Raw genomic sequence first — 22,352 nt, 5'->3', positions numbered from 1 at the left:
AGGTGTGTTGCAGCTTCAAGCCATGCGTCATGCGCGCAGGTGCAAGGGTTCAGCCCGGCTGCAAATGCACTGGTTGGCCTGCCGCAGACCGCTATAGTGACGTTGTATCCCCGCTTTCCCTCTGATTTCCTGATCCGCGAACCGCCACATGACATCCAGCCAGATTGATGCCGAACCGACCGATTCCCGCCGGACAGCCTTGGCGCGATTCTGTCTGACGGTTGCCATCGGCGCGGCAGGCGCGGCCGGGTTCAACTGGCTCGGCCTGCCTGCGGCCTGGCTTTCGGGCGCGATGATTGTTGTTGCCGCAGCCACCTTTGCCGGGCTGCGGGCGAAGTTTCCAAACGGCATTCAACCTCCGCTCTACACGCTGCTGGGCATGACCATGGGCAGCGGCGTGACGCCGGAAGTGGTGCACCGCATCGGCGACTGGCCGGTCTCGCTCGCAGGACTTGCCGTGGTCGTGGCGCTTGTCATGGCTGCAACGTTCTTCTTCTTGCGCAATGTCTGTGGCTGGACCCGTGAGGAGGCCTATTTTGCCGCCATCCCCGGTGCCCTGACTTTCGTGATGGCGGTTGCCTCTGACCGCAGGACAGATGTGACGCGTTTCTCGACGGCCCATATCATCCGGCTGTTCTTCCTGGTGGCAGCACTGCCGCTTTTCATTGGACAGGCTGGCGGAGCAGGTATGGGGGGCGGTGCTGCGGCAGTTCCCGTGCCGCTTCAGGACACGGCGTTAGGCCTTGTCATCTGTGCCGCGGCCAGTTTCGCGGCGGTGCGGCTGCGCATTCCGGGCGGCTGGCTGACGGGTGCGTTCTTTGCCAGCGCACTGGCGAGCGGTACGGGCCTTCTCGACACGCACGTGCCGGACTGGGCGCTGATTCCCTGCTTCGTCATTCTGGGCGCTTCCATCGGCATCCGTTTCTGCGAGATTTCCCCGGCCATGCTGCTGCGCCTTCTGGCGGCCTCTGTCGGGGCCTTTGCTGTGGGGCTCACGGTGTCAGTGGTGGGGGCGCTGGCCGTTGCGCTGACGCTGGGCATTCCGGCCGGTCAGGTCCTGCTGGCCTATGCGCCGGGCGGGCTGGAGGTGATGATGCTGCTGGCCTATCTGCTCGACATGGACCCGGCCTTCGTCGCCGCCCATCAGCTGGCCCGCTATATCGCGCTGATCCTGATTCTCCCGCCCGTGACCCTGGCGGTGCTTGGCCGCAGCCCGCGCGGTGGTACCTGAAGCAGGCTTGTGCCTCTTTGGCCGGCATTTGCTGCGTACGGCCGGTGTCTCTACCTGGTCCTAAAGGCCTTTCAGCACTCTCACGGCTTTCCTGCCTGATACCTTTTTGCCAACAAACCGAAGCCTTTCTGCCACGTTGATCTGAATCAACGCGTCTGGACCCATCCCATGCGCAAGGTCGGCCTTGGACTGCTGGCCCTTCCCTCGCCAGCGGCATTCAAGACTGGGGCGGAAGAATGGCACAATCAAAGGCCAAACTCATATCGCTCGAAGAAGGGGGCTTTGCCCTGTTCCTCGTGCTGCTCGCCTTCGCCTGCCTGATCGTGGCAGGGAAGACTTACGACCAGGTGATGGCATTCCATACGGCAATCGGCGCTCTGTTCGCTGCTGCCGGTGCCTTCATCATCTTCAAGAACTACTTCGATGACGGCGGGATCGAGATTCCGCAGGAAATCGGCGGCAAGCCGAACTACAACATGGGGCCGGTCAAGTTCGGCACCGTGGCTGCCATGTTCTGGGGCATCGCCGGTTTCACCGTCGGTCTCATCATCGCGCTTCAGCTGGCCTTTCCGGCGCTGAACTTCGATCTGCCCTGGACCAACTGGGGCCGTCTGCGTCCGCTGCACACCTCTGCGGTGATCTTCGCCTTTGGCGGCAACGTGCTGCTGGCGACATCCATGTATGTGGTGCAGCGCACCTCCCGTGCCCGTATGCCCGGCAAGATTCTGCCCTGGTTCGTCATGTTGGGCTACAACGCCTTCATCGTGATTGCCGGTACGGGCTACCTGCTGGGTGCTACGCAGGGCAAGGAATATGCCGAGCCGGAATGGTACGCCGATCTGTGGCTGACCATCGTCTGGGTGGCCTACCTGTTCCTGTTCCTCGGCACTTTGTGGAAGCGCAAGGAGCCGCATATCTATGTGGCGAACTGGTTCTACCTGGCCTTCATCGTCACTATTGCGATGCTGCATCTCGTCAACAACGCCACCATTCCGGTGTCGGTGTTCGGGACCAAGTCCTACATCGTCTGGTCTGGTGTGCAGGATGCGATGGTGCAGTGGTGGTACGGCCATAACGCGGTGGGCTTCTTCCTGACCGCCGGCTTCCTCGCCATCATGTACTACTTCGTGCCCAAGCGTGCCGAACGGCCGGTCTATAGCTACCGTCTGTCGATCGTGCACTTTTGGGCGCTGATCTTCATCTACATCTGGGCCGGCCCCCACCACCTGCACTACACGGCTCTGCCGCAGTGGGCTTCGACGCTGGGCGCCACCTTCTCCGTGATCCTGTGGATGCCCTCCTGGGGCGGCATGATCAACGGCCTGATGACCCTGTCGGGTGCCTGGGACAAGCTGCGGACCGATCCGGTGCTGCGCATGATGGTCGTGTCGGTTGCCTTCTACGGCATGTCGACCTTTGAAGGCCCGCTCATGAGCATCCGTGCCGTGAACTCGCTGTCGCACTACACTGACTGGACCATTGGCCACGTGCATTCCGGTGCGCTCGGCTGGGTGGGCTACATCTCCTTCGGTGCGCTCTACTGCCTGGTTCCCTGGCTGTGGAAGAAGAAGGGCCTCTACTCGCTCAAGCTGGTGGACTGGCATTTCTGGCTCTCCACCATGGGCATCGTCCTGTACATCTGCGCCATGTGGGTGTCGGGCATCATGCAGGGCCTGATGTGGCGCGCCTATGACAAGATGGGCTTCCTTGAATACTCGTTCATCGAAACCGTCGACGCCATGTTCCCCTATTACGTAATCCGTGCTCTCGGTGGTGCGCTCTTCGTGATCGGCGCCGTGATCATGGCCTTCAACCTCTGGATGACCGTCCGTCACGGCGAGGCCGAAGTGGCCGAAACCGGTACGGCTGGCAATCTGGCTCCGGCCGAATAAGGGGGAGAGCAATCAATGTCTGCCTGGGCAAAACACCAAATCTTCGAGAAGAACTCCATTCTTCTTCTTGTGGGCATCCTCCTGATGGTCTCCATCGGCGGTCTCGTTGAGATTGTCCCGCTCTTCTATCTGAAGAGCACAATCGAGAAGGTGGAAGGGATGCGTCCCTACTCCCCGCTCGAGTTGGCTGGCCGCAACATCTACATCCGTGAAGGGTGCTATCTCTGCCATTCGCAGATGATCCGCCCGATGCGTGATGAGCTGGAGCGTTACGGCAAGTACTCGCTGGCGGCGGAGTCCATGTACGACCATCCGTTCCAGTGGGGCTCCAAGCGCACCGGCCCGGACCTGGCCCGCGTCGGCGGCAAGTACTCCGACGATTGGCACAGGGATCACCTGATCAACCCGCGCTCTGTCGTGCCGGAATCGATCATGCCGGGCTATCCGTTCCTCATGACGGCCAAGCTCGACACCCGAGGGATTGCCGACCACCTGAAGGTGAATGCAATCGTCGGCGTGCCTTACACGGACGAAATGATCGAAAAGGCCGCTGCGGACCTGACCATTCAGGCGAACCCGGATGCTGACGGCGTGGATGAATTCCTGGCCCGTTATCCCAAGGCTGTTGTCCGCGACTTCGACGGCAACCCGAAGGACCTGACGGAAATGGACGCTCTCATCGCCTATCTGCAGATGCTTGGCACGCTCGTGGATTTCACGATCTACGACGACAAGGCGAACTTGCGCTGAGGAGGCTCACATGAACGAGACCTACATGACCCTGGCCAGCTTCGCCCAGACGGGTGGCACGATCTACTTCGTGCTGATGTTTGCAGGTGTGCTCGCCTATGCCCTCTGGCCCCGCAATGCAGAACGCTTTGACGAGGCCTCCAAGATCCCGTTCCGGGAGGACTGACAGATGAGCGACATTCACAAGAAGGAGATCGATGCTGTCTCCGGCGTTGAAACGACAGGCCACGAGTGGGACGGGCTCAAGGAGCTCAACAATCCCCTGCCCAAGTGGTGGCTCTATGTCTTCTACGCCTGCATTGTCTGGGCCATCGGCTACTGGGTGGTCTATCCGTCCTGGCCGCTGCTCAGCAGCTATACGGCAGGTGTTCTCGGCAACAGCCAGCGCGCTGATGCGCTGGCAGCTGTCGAGGCCGGTCAGGCAGCGCGTGCCCAGCTGGGTGCAGGGCTGAATGACGCAAGCCTCGAAGAGATCGCCAGCACGCCGGCCCTGCTCGACTTCGCCATGGCGAATGGCCGGGCGGCTTTTGGCGACAATTGCGCAGCCTGCCACGGCTCTGGCGGTACGGGTGCCATTGGCTACCCGAACCTTCAGGACGATGGCTGGATCTGGGGCGGCACGCTGGACGACATCCACACGACCCTGAAGTACGGCATCCGGTCGGGCCATGACGAGGCCAGATTCGCCGAGATGCCTGCCTTCGGCCGGGATGAGCTGCTCGACAAGACCCAGATCGATCAGGTTGCCAGCTTCGTCGCCTCGCGCGCCGGGCTGGAGCCGGAAGCCGGTGTGGATCTGGCCGCTGGCGAGACCGTCTACCAGGAGAACTGTGCCTCCTGCCATGGCGAGGATCTTGCCGGTATGCGGGAAATGGGCGCTCCAAGCCTGATGTCCGCGAACTATGTGTTCGGCAAGTCGGTCAAGGCGATCAAGGCGCAGGTCAATGCCCCGCGTCATGGCGTGATGCCTGCCTGGGAAGGCCGCCTCGACCCGGCGACCATCAAGTCGCTGGCCGTCTATGTGCACTCCTTCGGGGGTGGTGAGTAGTCTCACCACCCGGCCCGCGCGGCAAGAACCAGAACTGCAGAAAACCGGAGGCCGGACGCGCAAGCGTCCGGCCTTTGACATATTGCCGCATTTGATCAGGCTCAAGGCCCGAAGCGTCTGCGCCGTCTACTGTGCCTTGAAGGTCAGCATGAACCTGGGTCTGCGTTCTCGCGCTGCACCCGGAATCTCCCGGGTGCCGTTGGGGCCGGAAACCGGGGCGAAAGGACGGAAATATGCGTGTCGAGCCAAATGCCGCCGGTGCCGGCGGTGAGCCAGAAGAGTGGTTTGCGTCTGCCCGGAAGATCTATCCGATGGCGGTCAAGGGAACCTTCCGCAAGATCAAGTGGGCGCTGCTTTTCATCACGCTGGGCATCTACTATTTCCTTCCCTTCATCCGCTGGGACCGGGGGCCGAATGCGCCCAGTCAGGCTGTTTTGGTCGATCTTGAAGGCCGGCGGGCCTATTTCTTCTTCATCGAGATCTGGCCGCAGGAGGTCTATTACCTCACCGGTCTGCTGATCATTGCGGCTCTGGCACTGTTTCTGATGAACGCGGTCGCCGGGCGCCTGTGGTGCGGCTATCTTTGCCCGCAGACGGTGTGGACCGACCTTTTCCTCTGGGTCGAGCGCAAGATCGAAGGGGACCGGCGCGAGCGTATTGCACTCGACAAAGCGCCGATGAGCCTGTCGAAATTCGGCAAGCGTGCGGCCAAGCATGTGTCCTGGCTGATGATCGCCTGGTGGACCGGCGGTGCCTGGGTTCTCTATTTCTCCGACGCACCGACGCTGGTCTATGAACTCGCCACCTTCCAGGCACCGCTAAGTGCCTATGTGTGGATCGGCATTCTGACCGCGACCACCTATCTGCTGGCCGGCTTCATGCGCGAGCAGGTCTGCATCTACATGTGCCCCTGGCCACGCATTCAGGCGGCGCTGACGGACGAAAAGGCTCTGAACGTCACCTACCGCTGGGACCGGGGCGAGCCGCGCGGCCCGCTGAAGCGCAACAAGGAACTGGCGGCGCTTGGCCAGCCGGCTGGTGACTGCGTTGACTGTGCCCAGTGCTTCCATGTCTGCCCGACAGGCGTCGACATCCGCAACGGCCTTCAGCTCGACTGCATCCAGTGCGGGTTGTGCATTGATGCCTGCGACGCGGTGATGACCCGCGTCGGCAAGCCCACGGGCCTGATCGGCTATGACACGGACGAGAACATCCAGCGGCGGCTGGAGGGTAAGGACCCGACCTATGATATCGTGCGTCCGCGCACCATCGTCTATGCAGCGGTCATCGCCATCACCGGAGCCATCATGCTCTATGCGTTGCTCGCCCGCGACTTTGCCGGGATCAGCGTGCTGCATGACCGCAACCCGATCTTCGTCCAGCAGAATGACGGCTCGGTGCGCAACGGCTTTACCGTCCGCCTGCTGAACAAGCAGAACCACGAACGCACCTTCATGCTCAACGTTGAAGGCATGCCCGGCGGCACGAGGGTCGAGGCGATCGGCATTGATCACTATGTGGATGGCCGTCCCTTCATCGTTGTCGGCCCGGACCAGAGCCGCGAGATCCGCGTGCTGGTCTATTCCCCGGCCGATGCAAAACTTGCGTCCTCGACACCCGTCATCTTCCGCCTGACGGATACGGTGATGGGCGAGGTTGTCTACACCAGCGATTATTTCAAGGCCCCATAGGAGGATCAGATGACACAGACACTTGCGAGGATGGGCAAGGGTGATGGAACGGCAGGGGCGGCGCGCCGCCCCATGACCGGATGGACGGTTCTGATCTGGCTGACGGGCTTTTTCGGGGTCATCTTTGCGGTCAACGGCATCTTCCTCTGGGTTGCTCTCGGCAGCTTCCCCGGAACGGTCGTCGACAGTTCCTACAAGGCGGGACAGGCCTTCAACAATGAGGTGGCAGCGGCGCGTGAACAGGCGTCGCGCGGCTGGCAGGTCGGCGTGCATCTTGAGCGCAGTATCGAAGGCCGTGCCCAGATCGCCATCAATGCCGAAAAGGCCGACGGCTCGCCGGTTTCCGGTGTGACCTTCGAGGCGAAGCTGATGCACCCGGTGGCGAAGGGGCAGGATCAGACCGTGGACCTGATCGAAGGGGAAAGCGGGCACTACGCGGCCTTGACGCCGGAGCCGCTGGCCGCGGGCAACTGGCACCTGATCATCGAGGCCCACGGGGCCGAGGGCCGGGTGTTCCGGTCCGAGAACAAGCTGTTCCTCAAGGACTGAGTTCGACAAGCGCCATGCGCGGTTCGGGGGGCGAACCGGGCATGGCATTTTCTCCCGCGAGAAGGACGGATCATGACTGTGCATATGCGTGACTGGGACGCATTCGTCACACCCGGAGAAGAGGGCAGGGCCCATATGGACCTGGCCGTCGAGGGCATTACCTGTGCAGCCTGCATGGGCGACATCGAGCGGGGGCTGATGCGCCTGCCGGGCGTCGCCAGGGCGCGCGTCAACCTCACCTCTCACCGGCTCGCCGTGGACTGGGATGCCGCAGCCACCGGGGCGGACAAGATTGTCGCCACGCTGGCGCGCATGGGCTACAAGGCCCACCCGTTCGATCCGGCTTCGGCGCGCAACCTTCAGGACCAGACGGGGCGGGAGCTGATGCGCGCCATTGCCGTCTCCGGCTTTGCAGCGATGAACATCATGCTGCTCTCCGTCTCGGTCTGGTCGGGCAATGTCACGGATATCACCGACGAAACCCGCGACCTGTTTCACTGGATTTCGGCGCTGATCGCCCTTCCGGCGGTTGCCTATGCGGGCCGCCCGTTCTTCAGAAGTGCCTTCAATGCCATCCGCGGCCGCCGCCTCAACATGGATGTGCCGATTTCCATCGGCGTGTGCCTTGCGGTCGGGCTGTCGCTGGTCCAGACCGCGCAAAGCCAGCATCACGCCTATTTCGAATCCGCCACCATGCTTTTGTTCTTCCTGCTGGTCGGCCGCTATCTCGACCACAACATGCGCGGCCGCACCCAGTCGCTGGCGGAGAATATCGCGGCCTTGAAGGGGGAGGTCGCGGCGCGGATCAATCCGGACGGCAGCGTGCGCGAGGTGCCGCTCTCCCGCATTCAACCCGGCGACCTCGTGCTGGTCACCGCTGGTGACCGCATTCCGGTTGACGGGATCATTGAAGAGGGCGTGTCCGAGGTCGATCAGAGCCTTGTGACCGGCGAAACTGCGCTGGAGCCGGTAAGACCCGGGGACCGGGTCTATGCCGGCACCAGCAATGCCGATGGCGTGCTGCATGTGCGCGTGGCGGTTGCCTCCGGTTCCACGGTGCTGGATGAGGTGAACCGTCTGCTGGAAGCGGCCGGACAGGCCAAGTCCTCCTATGTCGTGCTCGCAGACCGGGCCGCCTCCATGTATTCGCCGGTGGTGCATGCGGCGGCAGCGCTGACCTTTGCCGGATGGGCGCTTTATGGCATTGGCTGGCAGCCGGCTCTTGTCATCGCCATTTCGGTTCTCATCATCACCTGCCCCTGCGCGCTTGGCCTTGCCATTCCGGCGGTGCAGGTCGTCGCTTCCGGGCAGTTGTTCAAGGCCGGTGTGCTGATCCGCTCGGGCGACGCCATCGAGCGGCTGGCGGCGGCTGATACCATCGTTTTCGACAAGACTGGCACGCTGACCCTGTCCGAGCCGGAACTGGTGGAAGAGCCGGATCTGTCGGACCGGGATCTTCTGCTCGCCGGGCGTCTGGCGCTGTCCAGCCGTCATCCTTTGGCCCGTGGCCTTGCTCAGGCAACGGCGGCCAGCGAGCCGCTGGCCGGTGTGGCAGAAACAAGCGGGGCAGGTGTCTCCTGCGATCTTGGGGCACGCGAAATCCGGCTTGGCAGCCCCGTCTTCTGCGGTGCGGCAGAGGCAGAAGTGGCGGCGCTGATGCAACGCCATCCCGATGCCTCGCTGCTGGCCTATCGGGTCGGCGAGGGGCCGGTGCGGCTGATCGCCCTGCGGCAGAAGCTCCGGCCTGATGCTCCGGCCGTTGCCGCAAGCCTGAGGGCCATGGGCTATCATCTGGAGATCCTGTCCGGTGACCGTGCGGGCGCCGTGGAGCAGGCCGCGAATGCCCTTGGAATCCGCGAATGGCGGGCCGGGATGACGCCTGCGGGCAAGATTGCCCGGCTGGAGGACCTGAAGCAGGCTGGCCGCACCGTTCTGATGGTCGGTGACGGGCTGAATGACGCTCCCGCTCTGGCCGCAGCGCATGTGTCGCTGTCGCCGGTGACGGCGGTCCACATCAGCCAGGCCGCTGCCGATGCCGTGTTCCTAGGTGATCCGCTGCGCCCCGTGGCCGAAGCGCTGGCCATCTCCCGCAAGGCCAAGGCGGCCATGATCGAGAACCTGTGGATCTCGGTGATCTACAATCTGATCGCTGTTCCGATTGCGGTGGCGGGCTTTGTCACGCCGCTGATTGCGGCAGCCGCCATGTCGGGCTCGTCCCTCATCGTCACGGCCAATGCCCTGCGCCTGCGCCTCGTCAATGCGCGCATGGCACAGGATGCAGTGTCCGGCCCGGCTGGAACCAGCACAGCCGCTGGCCGTAAGCCGGCGATCTCTCTCAAGCCTCGGGGGGCAGAATGACCATCCTGCTGTTTCTCATTCCGGTCGCCCTGTTCCTCGGTGGATTGGGGCTTGTGGGATTCCTGTGGTCGCTGAAAAGCGGCCAGTATGATGATCTCGAAGGCGCCGGCTGGCGTATTCTGGATGATGATGATCTGGAAGATGGCGACGGAAAGAAAGCCTGACCGGCTGCGCGATGCCTAGCCAAAGCGATGCCGGGGCACATGCCTCAGCCGACGAGCGCGGTGATCACCATGCTGGCGGAGACGATCAGCAGAGCCAGACCTGAGAAGAGGAGAATATTCTCGTGAGCAGGGCCTGAGCTGGCACTGAAGGACGGGATCTGCGCAACAGGTTCGTCCCTGCGTGCCTCCCTCTTCTTCTCGATGCGTTCGCTCTGCATGGCTGGCTCCGGAGTGTCAGGATGAAAGGCTATCGTGAAAACCCGCCTTGTCTGACTGTGACGTTTTTATAGCACGGCTCCCTGAAAGGCGCGTTAAGCCATAGCTCCGGATTGAGTTAATGCTTCGCAACTTTACCAAGGTTTAAACCCGGTGATTTGAATCTTATGTCAAATCTGCGGCATCTCCGGTTAAATGCCCTTGGGTAAAAGAAATTTTGCGGCCGCATGACCGGTTGTGCAACGGGCTGAAATTATTGAATTAATGGCTGAAGAGGCTGAAAATCGGCTGATCCTGCCTTGGAAAGGCCCGCTTGCGCAGCCAAACCCTCTCTGTCTGTTAACAGTCGGGCTTGGCAGCCGCGCTCAGAGGTGAAGGGCACGGCTGCGGCCTGAAAACGGACCGGCGGATACTGGCAGAGCTGACTAACTCTCTTTTCATCCTTTGCCCGTAGTCTGATCTGGACGAACGGAGGTTGCCGGTGAGCCTTGACCTTGCCTCGCTGACATTTCTTCTGGTGGAAGACAGCGCCTACATGCGAACGATCCTGCGGACCATGCTGCAGGGCTTTGGTGCACGGCGCATTGTCGAGGCCGAAGATGGTGCGTCGGGCCTTGAGGCCATGGACCGCGCCAATCCCGATATTCTGATTCTCGACTGGGTGATGCCGATCCTCGACGGCGCCGATATGGTGCGTATGATCCGCACCCAGAACAATCCCTTTGCCTATATTCCCATCATCATGGTGACGGGGCACACGGAGCGCAGCCGCATCATCGAAGCGCGGCGTCTGGGCGTGCATGAGCTGTTGTCCAAGCCGATTTCGGCAAAGGCGCTTTATCAGCGGGTGTCCAGCGTGATCATGCAGCCCCGCGATTTTGTGAAAACCCCGAGCTATTTCGGCCCCGCACCGCGCGAGATCCGCAACCGCCAGAAGATCTGGCAGGGCGGACTGCCACAGCCGGGAAATGCCAGCGCCCCCGCGCAGCAATCCGAGGAAACTCAGGCCATCGGCTGAGATCCGCCTGACATCTTAAATCGAGTGAAGGCAAAGAAGCTGTATCAGGCTGCGATCGAGGCGGCGCCGGGATTGGCGGCGTTCTGGTTGACCTGCTGCAGTTTCATTGCGTTGGCAAACTCGGAAAGCTGGTCCAAATCAACGAGATAGTTGTCGAGCAGGAAGCGGACCAGCAGTTCGGTGGGCAAATGTGTATAGCCTTCGACCGCTGCAAAGAAGTCGTCCAAACTCTCAAGGCGTTTGCGCAAGCGAACCATGCCGGTCTCCCCGATATCCACGATTACAGCTTCGGCATTTATGGTTAATGCACAATGAATGACTGAGTCTGGATCATCTGAAAAGAGATCTTTGCAAGGCTTTGGGGTGCGCTACCTGCTTACATGACGGAAGGCGCGGCGGCTCCCAGCAGCATCGAGGCCGCTGCTCCGGCGCTGAGCGGCAGGCGCAGCGCTGGATACCAGAGCGGAAACTTGCCCTCCCTCGATGCGGTCAGATCAAGGGCGAACATGGCGGCAAAGCACGCAGCCAGCAGCAGAAGCCCTGAAGTCTGCGGCAACAGCAAGCCCGCCCAGCCTGCAAGAGAAGGGGCGACAGCGATGGCAAGCCGGGTGAGAAGCTCCCTGTCTTCAAAAGGCCCGTCCTGTCCGGTGGATGCGGCCATGGCCACACCCCAGTGAATGCCCCCCAGTAAGGACAGGATGACCGCGCCATAAGCTGCAAGTGCGAAGGCGGCTTGCGGGCGCAACTCGGGCTGCCCGGCAAAGGTCATCAAGCTGGCGGCCACAAACGGGATCAGCCCGGCAACTCCGAGGGCAAGCGCCGGGCGCGGCACAGTGAGCGGATTGAAGGTGAGGTGCCGTGTCATCTGTCTTGCTCCTGCGGATGAGGGCGGAACACGCGCCTTGCCAGGGCTTGCAGGGCAGGGCGGATGATGAGCGTCAGACGGTAGCCGGACTCCAGGATGGCGCGCGGAACTAGCCGGTCGAGCAGGCGGGCAGCGCAGGCGAAGCGCGGCAGACTGTGCCACAGGCTGAGGAAGGCTGCCGCGCCTGAGCGCAGCTTTCCATCGGCGCCGCGCACATGGAACCGTGCAAGCGCGGCACTGCGCGTGAGCCCGTCCGGCAGGGCTTCCACGGCCTCAGAGGACACATCCACCCAGCATACGCCTTCCGCGCCGGCCTGCCGCCTGTAGACGGCGATCTCGCGCGAGCAGAGCGGGCAGGCGCCGTCATAATAGACTGTGACGGGCGGCATTTCCGGCTGTGGTGCTGCCGGGGGCGTGACGGCGGTGCTCACCATACGATCTCCTTGCCTTCCGCATCATGGAAACTGCCGGTCTGCGCAGCGCTGAGATCATCGATGGTCCGCAGCAGCAGGCGGGCGGCCTCCTGTGGCGGGCGCACAGTGAGGCCGGATCTGGCGAAGGGCTCTGACAGAGGGCTCTCCACGGTGCCCGGATGCAGGGCGATGCAGAGGCTTTCAGGGCGTTTACGGGCCAGTTCGATACTGGCGGAGCGGACAAGCTGGTTGAGTGCGGCCTTTGCAGCACGGTAGCTGTACCAGCCGCCCAGATTGTTGTCGCCGATGCTTCCGACACGGGCAGAGAGCGTAGCAAACACTGCCTTTCCCTCACCAGCCAGCAGTGGCAGGAAGTGCTTCATGAGCAGAGCCGGGCCGATGGTGTTGATGGCAAACACCCGTGCCATGGCGGCCGGATCCATCTGCCGCCAGCTCTTTTCGGGCTGGATATTGCCCTCATGGAGCATGCCGGTCGCATCGAAGACAAGCCGCACGGGAGCGGTTTTCGACGCCTCGCCAATGGCGAGCGCAGCGGCTGCAATGCTTGCCTCATCCGTGAGATCAAAGGGCACGCCGCCGCTGCCAGACCGGGAAAGCCCGATCACCCTGGCGAAACGGCCGCTTGCCTCGATCTGGCGGGCAATCTCTGCCCCTATCGCTCCCGTGCTGCCTGCAACAACTGCGAGGCCACCGGGCGGGAACGAGTTCAGGTCTTGCGCGGCAGGCTCGGTCAACTCGGGTGCTCCAGTCAATTCAACCGCGATTAATACGTTGCAGACGCGCTGCCGGTTCAGATGCACCCGATGATGCCAGTACCTTGTTTCTCCACGGAGATAATCCGCATTTTTACCAAGCCGGATAAGCTGCAACCCTGAGCGCCTGCTACCTTGTCATCTGCCTGTGACAGTGAGCCATTAACCGGTCGGGCGAGGCGATAGACCTCGTAAACAGTTTCGAGAGAGAGCTAGCCATGTCCGACATCAAGAAGAGCGATCTGTCCTGGGACGAATGGGATGAACTGCAGAACCCGCCCCCGGCCGTGACGGATTTTGACCGCGTGGTCGAAAGCGCCCTGTCCCGCCGCGGCTTCCTTGGCGGTGTCCTGGCTTTCGGCTCCGCCGCTGCTGCCATGGGCACCGTTGGCAATCTGATGTCCTCCACCGCTGCACTGGCGCAGGACGCGTCCTCGCGCTTCCAGTTCAAGCCGGTGCCGATCGCCACCGGCCACACCGTTCATGTTCCGGAAGGCTACATCTGGAAGCCGCTGGCCAAGTGGGGCGAGCCGCTGTTCTCGGGCGTGCCGGATCTGGACCCGGAAAAGGCTGTCAGCGTCGAGCATTCGGACAAGGTGTTCGGTGAAAACACCGACGGCATGGAACTCTTCGTCATCGGCGGCCATCAGGTCATTGCCGTGAACCACGAGTATGTGAACCCGGAAATCAACCTGCCGCATGCTCCGGAAGGTGTGCCGCAGAGCGCCGATGACGTGAAGATCCTGCAGCACATGCAGGGCGTCACCGTCATGGAAGTGGCGGAAGGCGAAAACGGCTGGCACATCGTGGTGGACAGCCCGTTCAACCGCCGCATCCATCACAACACCCCGATGAAGCTCTCCGGCCCGGCTGCCGGTTCCGACCTGGTGAAGACCGCTGCCGATCCGTCCGGCACGGAAAGCCTCGGCACCTTCAACAACTGCGGTGCAGGCAAGACCCCTTGGGGCACCTATCTGACCTGCGAAGAAAACTTCAACGGCTACTTCGGCTCCACCAACGCCGAGTTCAAGATGCCCGACGACTACAAGCGTTACGGCATCGCGGCTGAAACCCGCTACGCCTACGAGAAGTTCGACGAGCGCTTTGACGTTTCCAAGCACCCGAACGAGCCGCGCCGCGCTGGCTACGTGGTCGAGATCGATCCGTCGGACGCTTCCTCCACCCCGGTCAAGCGCACCGCTCTTGGCCGTATCAAGCACGAGAACGCAGCCTGCGTGATCGCGCGTGATGGCCGTGTGGTCGTGTACATGGGCGACGATGAGCGTGGCGAGTTCCTTTACAAGTACGTCTCCAACGGCATCTATGTCCCCGGCGGCGACACCTCGAAGCTGCTGGACGAAGGCACGCTTTACGTTGCCAAGTTTGCGGAAGACGGCACCGGAGAGTGGTTGGCTCTGACGCCGGAAACCACCGGCATGAAGATGGACGAGATCTGCGTCTTCACCCGTCAGGCTGCTTCCAAGGTTGGTGCCACCACCATGGACCGCCCGGAGTGGGTTGCCACCAACCCGGTGGCCATCGAAGCCTACTGCGCGCTGACCAACAACAGCCGCCGTGGTGAAGTGAAGGACGGCAAGCTGCGCACCAACGCTGGCGGCGACCCGCTGGAAGTGAACGCTGTCAACCCGCGCGAGAAGAACAACTACGGCCAGATCGTCCGCTGGTTCCCGGCGAACGAAGACCATGCCGACGCGTCCTTCAAGTGGGACCTGTTCTGCATGGCCGGTAACCCGGCTGTCCACAAGGATGCCTATGCCGGCTCCTCGAACATCAACGAAGGCAACATGTTCAACTCGCCGGATGGCATGATGTTCGACACCACGGGCCTGCTCTGGATCCAGACGGACGGTGAAGACAGCAACGAAGGTGACTATGCCGGTCAGGGCAACAACCAGATGCTGGCAGGCGACCCGGTGACGGGCCGCATCGAGCGCTTCCTCACGGCCCCGAAGGGTTCGGAAGTGACCGGCATGACCTGGTCTTCCGACAAGCGCACCCACTTCGTCGGCATCCAGCACCCGGATGCTCCGTTCCCGGACGGCGAAGGCAAGCTGCCGCGCTCGGCCATCGTCGCTATCAAGCACGAAGACAACCGCATCATCGGCTGATCTGCCGTGATCCTCTGAAACACGAAGGGCGCGCCCACCCGGCGCGCCCTTTGGTTTTTGTACCTTCCTCTGGAGCCCGCCGCGATATGGTTCCTCTCCTTCGTCATGCCATGGCTTGACCATGGCATCCACTCCGTGCCCGTGCTGCACGGTCAGCCTCTCTGAAGGCTTGCATGCTTTCGCCGCTTTTGCGTGGGGAGAGACAGGGGCATGGATGCCATGATCAAGTCATGGCATGATGGAGGTGATTTTTAAGGCATTGAAAAATATTGACTTTTAATCCCGAAACACGGTCAGCGCCAGGTGGTAGAGCAGCAGGATTGTCTTGCCGTCGCAGATGCGGCCGTCGCGGACCATGGCAAACGCCTCGTCAAAGGCAAGGTCCAGCACCTCGATGTCCTCGCCTTCCTCTTCAAGGCCGCCGCCGTCGCTCACCCGGTCATCGGGTGAATAGGGAGCGATGAAGAAGGTGAGGTGCTCGGTGACGGAGCCGGGGCTCATGAAGGGCGCAAACAGGCGCTCCACCTTGCCCAGCCGGTAGCCGGTTTCTTCTTCCACCTCGGCGCGGATGCGGGTTTCGGGGTCGAGCTTGTCGAGCAGTCCGGCGGGTGCCTCGATCATCTCCTCCTGCTGCCCGGAAACAAAAGCCGGCAGGCGGAACTGGCGGGTGAGCAGCACGTGGCGGCGCTCCAGGTCATAGGCCAGCAGCACGGCGCCGTGCCCCCGGTCATAGACTTCCCGCGTCTGCTCCTGCCATTGACCATCCGACCGTTGCAGATCAAAGCGGTAGCGGGTCAGCTTGCCCCAGTTGTCGGAAAGCAGCTCGGCTGCGCGGATGCGGACCCGGTCCTGCAGGGTGCGGGCGTGCGTATCGGTCTCTGACATGGGAAAGGCCTTCTTGTTGCAATGCAGCAGGAAGGACTTTCCCATGTCTGTCTGTCAAGGCCAACCCGAGGCCAATCAGCGCGCGATGGCCTTGGCCAGGGCCTTGAAGGAGGCCTTTGGCGTGCGCGTCAGTGTTTCGAAGTCGGTATGGACGATGCCGAAGCGCTTTTCGAAGCCCACAGCCCATTCGTAATTGTCCATGAGTGACCAGAGGAAATAGCCCTTCACAGGCACGCCTGCGTCTGCTGCCCGGCGGACGGCGGCAAGGTGCTGATCAAGGAAGCTGATGCGCCCGTCATCCTGCACTTCGCCGTTGATCAGGTGATCATCATTGGCAAGGCCGTTCTCGGTAACGTAGAGCGGCAGGCCTTTCGTGTATTCCGCGTGGGTGCGCTTGAGGAAGAATTCGAGGCCTTCGGGAAAGATCTCCCAGCCCATCTGCGTCTTAGGCAGAGGGCCTTCCACCTCCTTGTGGGAGGGCCAGGCGCTGTCCGGATCCGGGGCGATGAGCTTGCGGGTGTAGTAATTGAGCCCGCACCAGTCCACCGGCGTGCCGATCACGTCAAAGTCGTTCTCCCAGCCCTTCGGCATATGGGGGCCAAGGCCCTCCAGCACATTGGCCGGATATTCCTTTTGGAAGATGCCGCCAAGGAACCAGCGATTGTAATAGCCGTCGTAGAGCTCTGCCGCCTTGCGGGCTTCCTCGCTGTCATCGGCAGGCGCTGCATATTCGAAATTGCAGACGGCACCGAGGTTTTTCACCCCCAGCGCACGCATGGCCTGAATGGAGCGGCCATGGGCCAGCAGCACATGGTGCATGGCGCGGGCAGTGGCGCGGATATCCCGCACGCCCGGTGCGTGAATGCCGAGGAAATGGGACAGCCAGGTGACGCACCAGGGCTCGTTGACGGGTGCCACCGACCAGACACGGTCGCCGAGACGCTTCATCATGATGGTGGTGTAATCGGCGAACCAGTCCGCAATGTCCCGGTTGCGCCAGCCGCCCAGATCGAGAAGCGCCGAGGGCAGTTCCCAGTGATAGAGGGTGAGGGCAGGCTTGATGCCGCGCTCCAGCAGGCCGTCCACCAGCCGGTCGTAGAAATCGAGCCCTTCCGCATTCACCGCCCCGCGCCCTTCCGGCATGACGCGGGCCCAGGAGGTGGAGAAGCGGTAGACGTCGAAATTGCCTTGTTTCAGCAGGTCCAGGTCCTCGTCCATGCGCAGGATGTGCTCGCAGGCGCGGGCGCCGTTTTCGGCGCGGATGACATTGCCCGGCGTCGCGGCAAAGTCGTCCCACTGGCTGCGGCCCGCCCCGCCAAGGGCGCTGCCCTCGATCTGGTAGCTCGAGGTGGAGGCGCCGAAGAGGAAGTCTCCGGGGAAATCGGCACGGGTGAAGTTCATGGAAATCAGGTCCTGGCTGGCGCCGGTCCGGTGGACTGGCCAATGATGAGATCGCATTCAAGAAGGCGGGTCTGCGGCTCGCTGGCAGGCTCGGCAATCTGCGCCAGCAACATGTCCGCCGCCAGACGTCCGGCCTCACGCACGGAGGAGCGGGTGGCGGTGAAGAGGGGCACTTCCGCGCCGTTCTTAAGGTATCCAAGCTCGTCATCATGGATGATGACGGACACATCTTTGCCCAGCTTCAGGCCGCGTTCCTCGACAGCGCGGCGCACGCCGATGCCGGAGATCATGGAAGACGCAAGGAAGGCGGCCGGTGGTTCGGGCAAGGCGAGCATCGCGGAAGCGGCGGCATAGCCCTGACCTTCGGTCATCTCGGCGCTGAACATCAACTCCGGCGCAGGCTTAAGCCCGCGTGCTTCCAGCGCCTCCAGATAGCCGGAGCGCCGGCGGGCGGCGAAGTCCATGAACTCCAGGCCGTTGACCAGCCCGATGCGGCGGTGGCCGAGATCCAGCAGGAAGTCCGTGGCGCGGCGGAAGGCGCGGCGGTTGTTGATGTCGAGCCAGGCATAGGGAACCGCCGTGCCGCTGGAGCGGCCATGCACCACGAAGGGCAGGCCGATGTCCTGCAGCAGCGGAATGCGCGGATCGGCCATCTTGGGGCCATGGACGATGATGCCGTCCACCGTGCCGCGCGATTTCAGCTCCCGATAGACGCTGGCTTCCTGGTCATCCGGCACGATGGACAGAACCATCTCGTAGCCGGCGCGCGAGTAGCTCTCGCCTGCACCTGCGATGAAGTCCGCGAAGACGGGGTTCACCATCTCGTGCCGGGTGGCGATGGGGATGACGTGGCCGATGGCCATGGCGCGGCCCGTGGCAAGGCGCTGGGCGCGGGCATTGGGCTGATAGTTATGCTGCTTTGCGGCCGCCAGCACCCGCTCACGCGTGGCCTCATTGACCTCCGGATATCCGTTGAGGGCGCGGCTGACCGTTGTGGGCGAAAGCCCCAGCTTCTGGGAAAACTGCTTCAGATTCATCGGGGCACATCGCGGAAAGTCTCGGTCTGATCACTCAAACCGCTTTGAATTTTGCGTGACTTTAGCTGCCTGCGGTGCGTGCGTCAAAGATCTTTGGCCGGGTGTTTTGTTGCAATGCGGTGAGAAAGCTCAGGTTGCATGCGGTGTTGTGGCATGTCTGAAAAACATCCCCGTTGACTCGCATGCGCCGATCAGCGAGTGTGGTCATTCAAAGCGGTTTGAATGACGCTCGGTCCTGTATGTGAAGCGCAGGAACCTGGCGCGGTACTGGGAGGTAGCGATGAAGACAGTTTTGCTCGCCGGCGCGGCCGGGCTGGCACTGATGTGCGGTGCAGCCAATGCGCAGAGCCTGAAGTTCGAGCCGGGCGCCGACAGCCGTTTCAACTGGGCAAGTTATGAGGGCGTGAAGTCCGATGCCCTGAAGGGGCAGTCGATCACGGTGCTTGGCCCCTGGCTTGGGCCGGACAAGGTGCTGGTTGAAAGCGTCTTTGCCTATTTCGAAGCGGCCACGGGGGTGAAGGTCAACTATTCCGGCTCCGACAGCTTCGAGCAGCAGATCGTCATCGATACGGAAGCCGGTTCCCCGCCGGACGTCGCCATCTTCCCGCAGCCGGGTCTTGCACGCGATCTGGCAGCCAAGGGCTTCCTGACGCCGCTGGGCGAAGAGGCCTCCAACTGGCTGCGCGACAACTATGCCGCAGGCCAGTCCTGGGTGGATCTGGCGACTTTCAAGGGCAAGGATGGTCAGGATGCGCTCTACGGCCTGTTCTACAAGGTCGATGTGAAGTCGCTGGTCTGGTACGTGCCGGAGAATTTCGAGGATGCGGGCTATGAAGTGCCCACGACTATGGAAGAGCTGAAGGCGCTGACGGACCAGATCGTCGCGGATGGCGGCACGCCCTGGTGCATCGGTCTTGGCTCGGGGGCAGCCACCGGCTGGCCGGCCACCGACTGGGTGGAAGACATGATGCTGCGCACCCAGTCGCCGGAGGATTACGACGCCTGGACGCGCAACAACCTGAAGTTCGATGATCCCAAGGTCGTGGGTGCCATCGAGGAGTTCGGTCACTTTGCCCGCAATGACAAGTATGTGGCGGGTGGTGCTGCCGGTGTGGCCACCATCGATTTCCGCGACAGCCCGAAGGGCCTCTTTGCCTCGCCGCCGCAGTGCTACATGCACCGTCAGGCATCGTTCATCCCGTCATTCTTCCCGGAAGGCACGGTGATCGGTGAGGATGTGGATTTCTTCTACTTCCCGGCCTATGCGGAGAAGGATCTCGGCCAGCCGGTGCTTGGTGCAGGCACCATGTTCTCCATCACCAAGGACAGCCCGGCCGCCCAGGCGCTGATCGACTTCCTGCAGACGCCGATCGCTCATGAAGTGTGGATGGCGCAGACAGGCTTCCTGACCCCGCACAAGGGCGTCAACACGGAGGTCTATGGCGATCCGACCCTGAAGAAGATGGGTGATATCCTTCTGAACGCCACGACCTTCCGCTTTGACGGATCCGACCTGATGCCGGGGGCCATTGGTGCCGGTGCCTTCTGGACCGGCATGGTGGACTATGTGGCCGGCGGCAAGGACGCGGCCGTGGTCGGTGCGGATATCCAGAAGGCCTGGGACGCGATCAAGAAGTAAGAGAGTGGTTCGCCGCCAGCCGGTTATGCGGCTGGCGGCGGCCTCCATGACAAGAAGCCGGGAAAACCGGTGGCCGTGATCCGGCGGCGGGCGCCTTGAGCGCCGTCAAGGATCAATGCGCACGGGGAGGGGCAATGCTCCAGCAGATCATGATGGCGGGTGCGACGATTGTTGCCGGCGTGTTCGGCTGCGTCGCTTATTTCTACGGCTCCAACCTCATCCTCGACGCGGTGTTTCCGCCGCGCGGGGCCAATGCGGGGCGCAACATCAACCGGGCCGCCCTGATCCGGCCCTGGCTGTTCCTGGCGCCTGCCGTGCTGCTGCTGGGCGTCTATCTGCTTTACCCGGTGTTCGTGTCGGTGTGGCTGTCGCTGCATGACAGCTCGGGCACGCGCTTTGTCGGCCTTGGCAACTACATCTGGCTGATCGAGGATGCGAAGTTCCGCGAGTCCATCCGCAACAACATGCTGTGGCTGCTGTTCGTGCCTGCCGCCTCCACCGCATTCGGCCTGCTGGCGGCGGCTCTGACGGACCGGATCCGCTGGGGCAATCTCGCCAAGTCGCTGATTTTCATGCCCATGGCGATCTCCTTCATCGGCGCCTCGGTGATCTGGAAGTTCATCTATGACTACCGCCCTGCCGGGCAGGAGCAGATCGGCCTTCTCAATGCGGTGGTGGTGTTCTTCGGCGGCGAGCCGCAGACTTGGCTGACCATTGACCTCTGGAACAACCTTTTCCTGATGATCGTGCTGGTCTGGATCCAGACCGGCTTTGCCATGGTCATTCTCTCTGCTGCCCTGCGCGGCATTCCGGAGGAGACCATTGAGGCGGCGATCCTTGATGGTGCCTCGCCGCTGCAGGTGTTCTTCCGCATCAAGGTGCCGCAGATCTGGGGCACCATTGCCGTGGTCTGGACGACGATCACCATCGTGGTGCTGAAGGTCTTCGATATCGTGCTGGCCATGACCAATGGTCAGTCGGGCACGCAGGTGCTTGCAAACCTCATGTTCGACTGGATGTTCCGTGGCAATGACACCGGCCGTGCCTCCACGGTGGCGCTGGTGATCATGCTGCTGGTGACGCCGATCATGATCTGGAATATCCGCAACGCCCGCAAGGAGATGCAGTGATGGATCATATTGCGGGCAAGCGCTCGGGGCTCACCTGGGCCGTCAATCTCTCGGTCATCGCGCTGGTGCTGCTGTGGACGGTTCCGACGATCGGGCTTCTCGTTTCCTCCTTCCGGCAGGCGGACCAGATTGCCGCCACCGGCTGGTGGAGGGCGCTGTTTCCATCGGTTCAGAATTCCATCGTCCGGGCCGGTGATGCCGCCTCCCAGCGGGAGGAGGCGGGGCAGTTCGTCATCGATGGCAATGTCTTTGACACAGGCAGTGGCATCGTGACCGCCTTCGGCACCTCCTCGCGCGAACATGCGGCCCATGAGGCGGGAACCACGGCAAGCCTTGCCGATGGGCAGAGGCTGACGGTGGAAGCCGATGGCGCCTACCGGCTGGAAAGTCCGGCGAAGTTTGAGGGCCGCAGCCCGCGCATCTTCGTGACGGCGGAAACACCGCCGAGCTTCACCATGACCAATTATGAGACGGTGCTGTTTGCCGAAGGTTTGGGCAGGGCGTTTCTCAACACGCTGACGGTGACCATTCCGGCGACCATCATCCCGATCCTGATTGCCGCCTTTGCCGCCTATGCGCTGGCGTGGATGGAGTTTCCGGGCCGGGCACTGCTGATTGCTGCCATCGTCGGCCTTCTGGTGGTGCCGTTGCAGCTGGCGCTGATCCCCCTGCTGCGGCTGCATAATTCGCTGGGTATCGGCAAGGAGTATCTGGGCATCTGGCTGGCGCACACGGGCTTCGGCCTGCCCATGGCGATCTATCTCTTGCGCAACTACATGGTGGGCCTGCCGCGCGAGATCATCGAGAGCGCACGGGTGGATGGGGCGAGTGACTTCCAGATCTTCCTCAAGCTGATCCTGCCGCTCAGCTTCCCGGCGCTGGCTTCCTTCGCCATCTTCCAGTTCCTCTGGACATGGAACGATCTGCTGGTGGCCACCGTGTTCCTGGGCAACAACCAGCAGCAGCTCGTCATGACGGGCGTGCTGCGCGAGCTTCTGGGCTCCAAGGGTGGGGAGTGGGAAATCCTTGCGGCTTCCGCCTTCGTGTCCATTTTCGTGCCGCTGCTGGTGTTCTTTGCGCTGCAGAGATTTCTTGTGCGCGGGCTGCTGGCCGGCTCCGTCAAATAACCTTCCTCCCTCCAAGTCTCAGACGTATCAACGACA

At 62.4% G+C, this 22,352-nt stretch carries 22 protein-coding genes; 14 read left to right on the top strand and 8 right to left on the bottom strand.

What is annotated here, in order from left to right; all coding sequences use genetic code 11:
- Positions 1-148: 148 nt before the first annotated feature.
- From H163_RS0102490 to ccoS, 9 genes are all read left to right on the top strand, one after another.
- Entirely contained in the window at positions 149-1,231 is a 1,083-nt protein-coding gene (locus tag H163_RS0102490; protein WP_019962964.1) for an AbrB family transcriptional regulator, read from the top strand.
- Positions 1,232-1,467: 236 nt separating this feature from the next.
- Positions 1,468-3,123: a cytochrome-c oxidase, cbb3-type subunit I gene (gene ccoN / locus H163_RS0102485; protein WP_019962963.1), complete on the top strand. Its 1,656-nt coding sequence runs from the start codon at positions 1,468-1,470 to the stop codon at positions 3,121-3,123.
- 15 nt (positions 3,124-3,138) lie between these two features.
- The gene (gene ccoO / locus H163_RS0102480) at positions 3,139-3,873 is read left to right on the top strand and encodes a cytochrome-c oxidase, cbb3-type subunit II (protein WP_019962962.1); all 735 of its coding nucleotides are present in this window, start codon (positions 3,139-3,141) and stop codon (positions 3,871-3,873) included.
- Positions 3,874-3,883: 10 nt separating this feature from the next.
- A complete protein-coding gene (locus tag H163_RS0102475; RefSeq protein WP_019962961.1) occupies positions 3,884-4,039 on the top strand; it encodes a cbb3-type cytochrome c oxidase subunit 3 in 156 nt (51 codons plus the stop codon).
- A gap of 3 nt (positions 4,040-4,042) precedes the next feature.
- Positions 4,043-4,921 (top strand): cytochrome-c oxidase, cbb3-type subunit III, encoded by an 879-nt coding sequence (ccoP, locus tag H163_RS0102470; protein ID WP_019962960.1) that lies wholly within the window; start codon positions 4,043-4,045, stop codon positions 4,919-4,921.
- A 233-nt stretch (positions 4,922-5,154) separates the two neighbouring features.
- On the top strand, positions 5,155-6,612 hold the full coding sequence (gene ccoG, locus H163_RS0102465) for a cytochrome c oxidase accessory protein CcoG (RefSeq protein ID WP_019962959.1): 1,458 nt from the start codon (positions 5,155-5,157) through the stop codon (positions 6,610-6,612).
- A 9-nt stretch (positions 6,613-6,621) separates the two neighbouring features.
- Complete coding sequence (locus tag H163_RS0102460; protein WP_208975292.1) at positions 6,622-7,161, top strand: FixH family protein; 540 nt, start codon at positions 6,622-6,624, stop codon at positions 7,159-7,161.
- A 72-nt stretch (positions 7,162-7,233) separates the two neighbouring features.
- Positions 7,234-9,519 carry a heavy metal translocating P-type ATPase gene (locus H163_RS0102455; protein ID WP_051105300.1) on the top strand — a complete coding sequence of 762 codons (2,286 nt, stop codon included), beginning with the start codon at positions 7,234-7,236 and terminating at the stop codon, positions 9,517-9,519.
- Positions 9,516-9,683, top strand: coding sequence for a cbb3-type cytochrome oxidase assembly protein CcoS (gene ccoS, locus H163_RS0102450; protein WP_019962956.1), 168 nt, complete (start codon positions 9,516-9,518; stop codon positions 9,681-9,683). Before H163_RS0102455 ends, ccoS begins: the two co-directional genes overlap by 4 nt.
- 44 nt (positions 9,684-9,727) lie before the next feature.
- Here the strand turns inward: ccoS and H163_RS24250 are convergent, their stop codons facing one another.
- Positions 9,728-9,901, bottom strand: coding sequence for a hypothetical protein (locus H163_RS24250; RefSeq protein WP_019962955.1), 174 nt, complete (start codon positions 9,899-9,901; stop codon positions 9,728-9,730).
- Positions 9,902-10,380: 479 nt separating this feature from the next.
- Here H163_RS24250 and H163_RS0102440 point away from each other — a divergent pair, with 479 nt between their 5' ends.
- Complete coding sequence (locus H163_RS0102440; RefSeq protein ID WP_040677779.1) at positions 10,381-10,917, top strand: response regulator; 537 nt, start codon at positions 10,381-10,383, stop codon at positions 10,915-10,917.
- Between the two features lie 44 nt (positions 10,918-10,961).
- Here the strand turns inward: H163_RS0102440 and H163_RS0102435 are convergent, their stop codons facing one another.
- The 4 genes from H163_RS0102435 to H163_RS0102420 all read right to left on the bottom strand — a co-directional run bounded on the left by H163_RS0102435 (position 10,962) and on the right by H163_RS0102420 (position 12,950).
- On the bottom strand, positions 10,962-11,174 hold the full coding sequence (locus H163_RS0102435) for a hypothetical protein (RefSeq protein ID WP_147290395.1): 213 nt from the start codon (positions 11,172-11,174) through the stop codon (positions 10,962-10,964).
- Positions 11,175-11,293: 119 nt separating this feature from the next.
- A complete protein-coding gene (locus tag H163_RS22045) occupies positions 11,294-11,782 on the bottom strand; it encodes a DUF3429 domain-containing protein (RefSeq protein ID WP_019962952.1) in 489 nt (162 codons plus the stop codon).
- Complete coding sequence (locus H163_RS22040) at positions 11,779-12,216, bottom strand: thiol-disulfide oxidoreductase DCC family protein (protein WP_019962951.1); 438 nt, start codon at positions 12,214-12,216, stop codon at positions 11,779-11,781. The genes H163_RS22045 and H163_RS22040 overlap by 4 nt, the downstream gene beginning before the upstream one ends.
- Positions 12,210-12,950 (bottom strand): SDR family NAD(P)-dependent oxidoreductase, encoded by a 741-nt coding sequence (locus H163_RS0102420; protein ID WP_019962950.1) that lies wholly within the window; start codon positions 12,948-12,950, stop codon positions 12,210-12,212. Before H163_RS0102420 ends, H163_RS22040 begins: the two co-directional genes overlap by 7 nt.
- 236 nt (positions 12,951-13,186) lie before the next feature.
- Between H163_RS0102420 and H163_RS0102415 the strand changes: the two genes are divergently transcribed.
- Positions 13,187-15,097: a PhoX family protein gene (locus tag H163_RS0102415; protein ID WP_019962949.1), complete on the top strand. Its 1,911-nt coding sequence runs from the start codon at positions 13,187-13,189 to the stop codon at positions 15,095-15,097.
- Positions 15,098-15,373: 276 nt separating this feature from the next.
- On the opposite strand, the gene H163_RS0102410 is transcribed toward H163_RS0102415, so the two are convergent.
- From H163_RS0102410 to H163_RS0102400, 3 genes are all read right to left on the bottom strand, one after another.
- The gene (locus H163_RS0102410; RefSeq protein ID WP_051105315.1) at positions 15,374-15,982 is read right to left on the bottom strand and encodes an NUDIX hydrolase; all 609 of its coding nucleotides are present in this window, start codon (positions 15,980-15,982) and stop codon (positions 15,374-15,376) included.
- 75 nt (positions 15,983-16,057) lie between these two features.
- The gene (locus H163_RS0102405; RefSeq protein ID WP_019962947.1) at positions 16,058-17,383 is read right to left on the bottom strand and encodes a GH1 family beta-glucosidase; all 1,326 of its coding nucleotides are present in this window, start codon (positions 17,381-17,383) and stop codon (positions 16,058-16,060) included.
- A 5-nt stretch (positions 17,384-17,388) separates the two neighbouring features.
- The gene (locus H163_RS0102400) at positions 17,389-18,420 is read right to left on the bottom strand and encodes a LacI family DNA-binding transcriptional regulator (RefSeq protein ID WP_019962946.1); all 1,032 of its coding nucleotides are present in this window, start codon (positions 18,418-18,420) and stop codon (positions 17,389-17,391) included.
- Positions 18,421-18,700: 280 nt separating this feature from the next.
- On the opposite strand from H163_RS0102400, the gene H163_RS0102395 reads away from it, so the two are divergent.
- The 3 genes from H163_RS0102395 (at position 18,701) to H163_RS0102385 (ending at position 22,316) form a co-directional block, all read left to right on the top strand.
- Positions 18,701-20,059 (top strand): ABC transporter substrate-binding protein, encoded by a 1,359-nt coding sequence (locus tag H163_RS0102395; RefSeq protein ID WP_019962945.1) that lies wholly within the window; start codon positions 18,701-18,703, stop codon positions 20,057-20,059.
- A gap of 134 nt (positions 20,060-20,193) precedes the next feature.
- Positions 20,194-21,189 (top strand): carbohydrate ABC transporter permease, encoded by a 996-nt coding sequence (locus tag H163_RS0102390; protein WP_019962944.1) that lies wholly within the window; start codon positions 20,194-20,196, stop codon positions 21,187-21,189.
- On the top strand, positions 21,189-22,316 hold the full coding sequence (locus H163_RS0102385; protein ID WP_019962943.1) for a carbohydrate ABC transporter permease: 1,128 nt from the start codon (positions 21,189-21,191) through the stop codon (positions 22,314-22,316). The genes H163_RS0102390 and H163_RS0102385 overlap by 1 nt, the downstream gene beginning before the upstream one ends.
- Positions 22,317-22,352: the final 36 nt, after the last annotated feature.

Source organism: Pannonibacter phragmitetus DSM 14782 (assembly GCF_000382365.1).
GTDB classification, from domain to species: domain Bacteria; phylum Pseudomonadota; class Alphaproteobacteria; order Rhizobiales; family Stappiaceae; genus Pannonibacter; species Pannonibacter phragmitetus.
The sequence above is the reverse complement of the archived record's forward strand: the minus strand, read 5'-3'. Positions and strand labels throughout refer to the sequence as shown.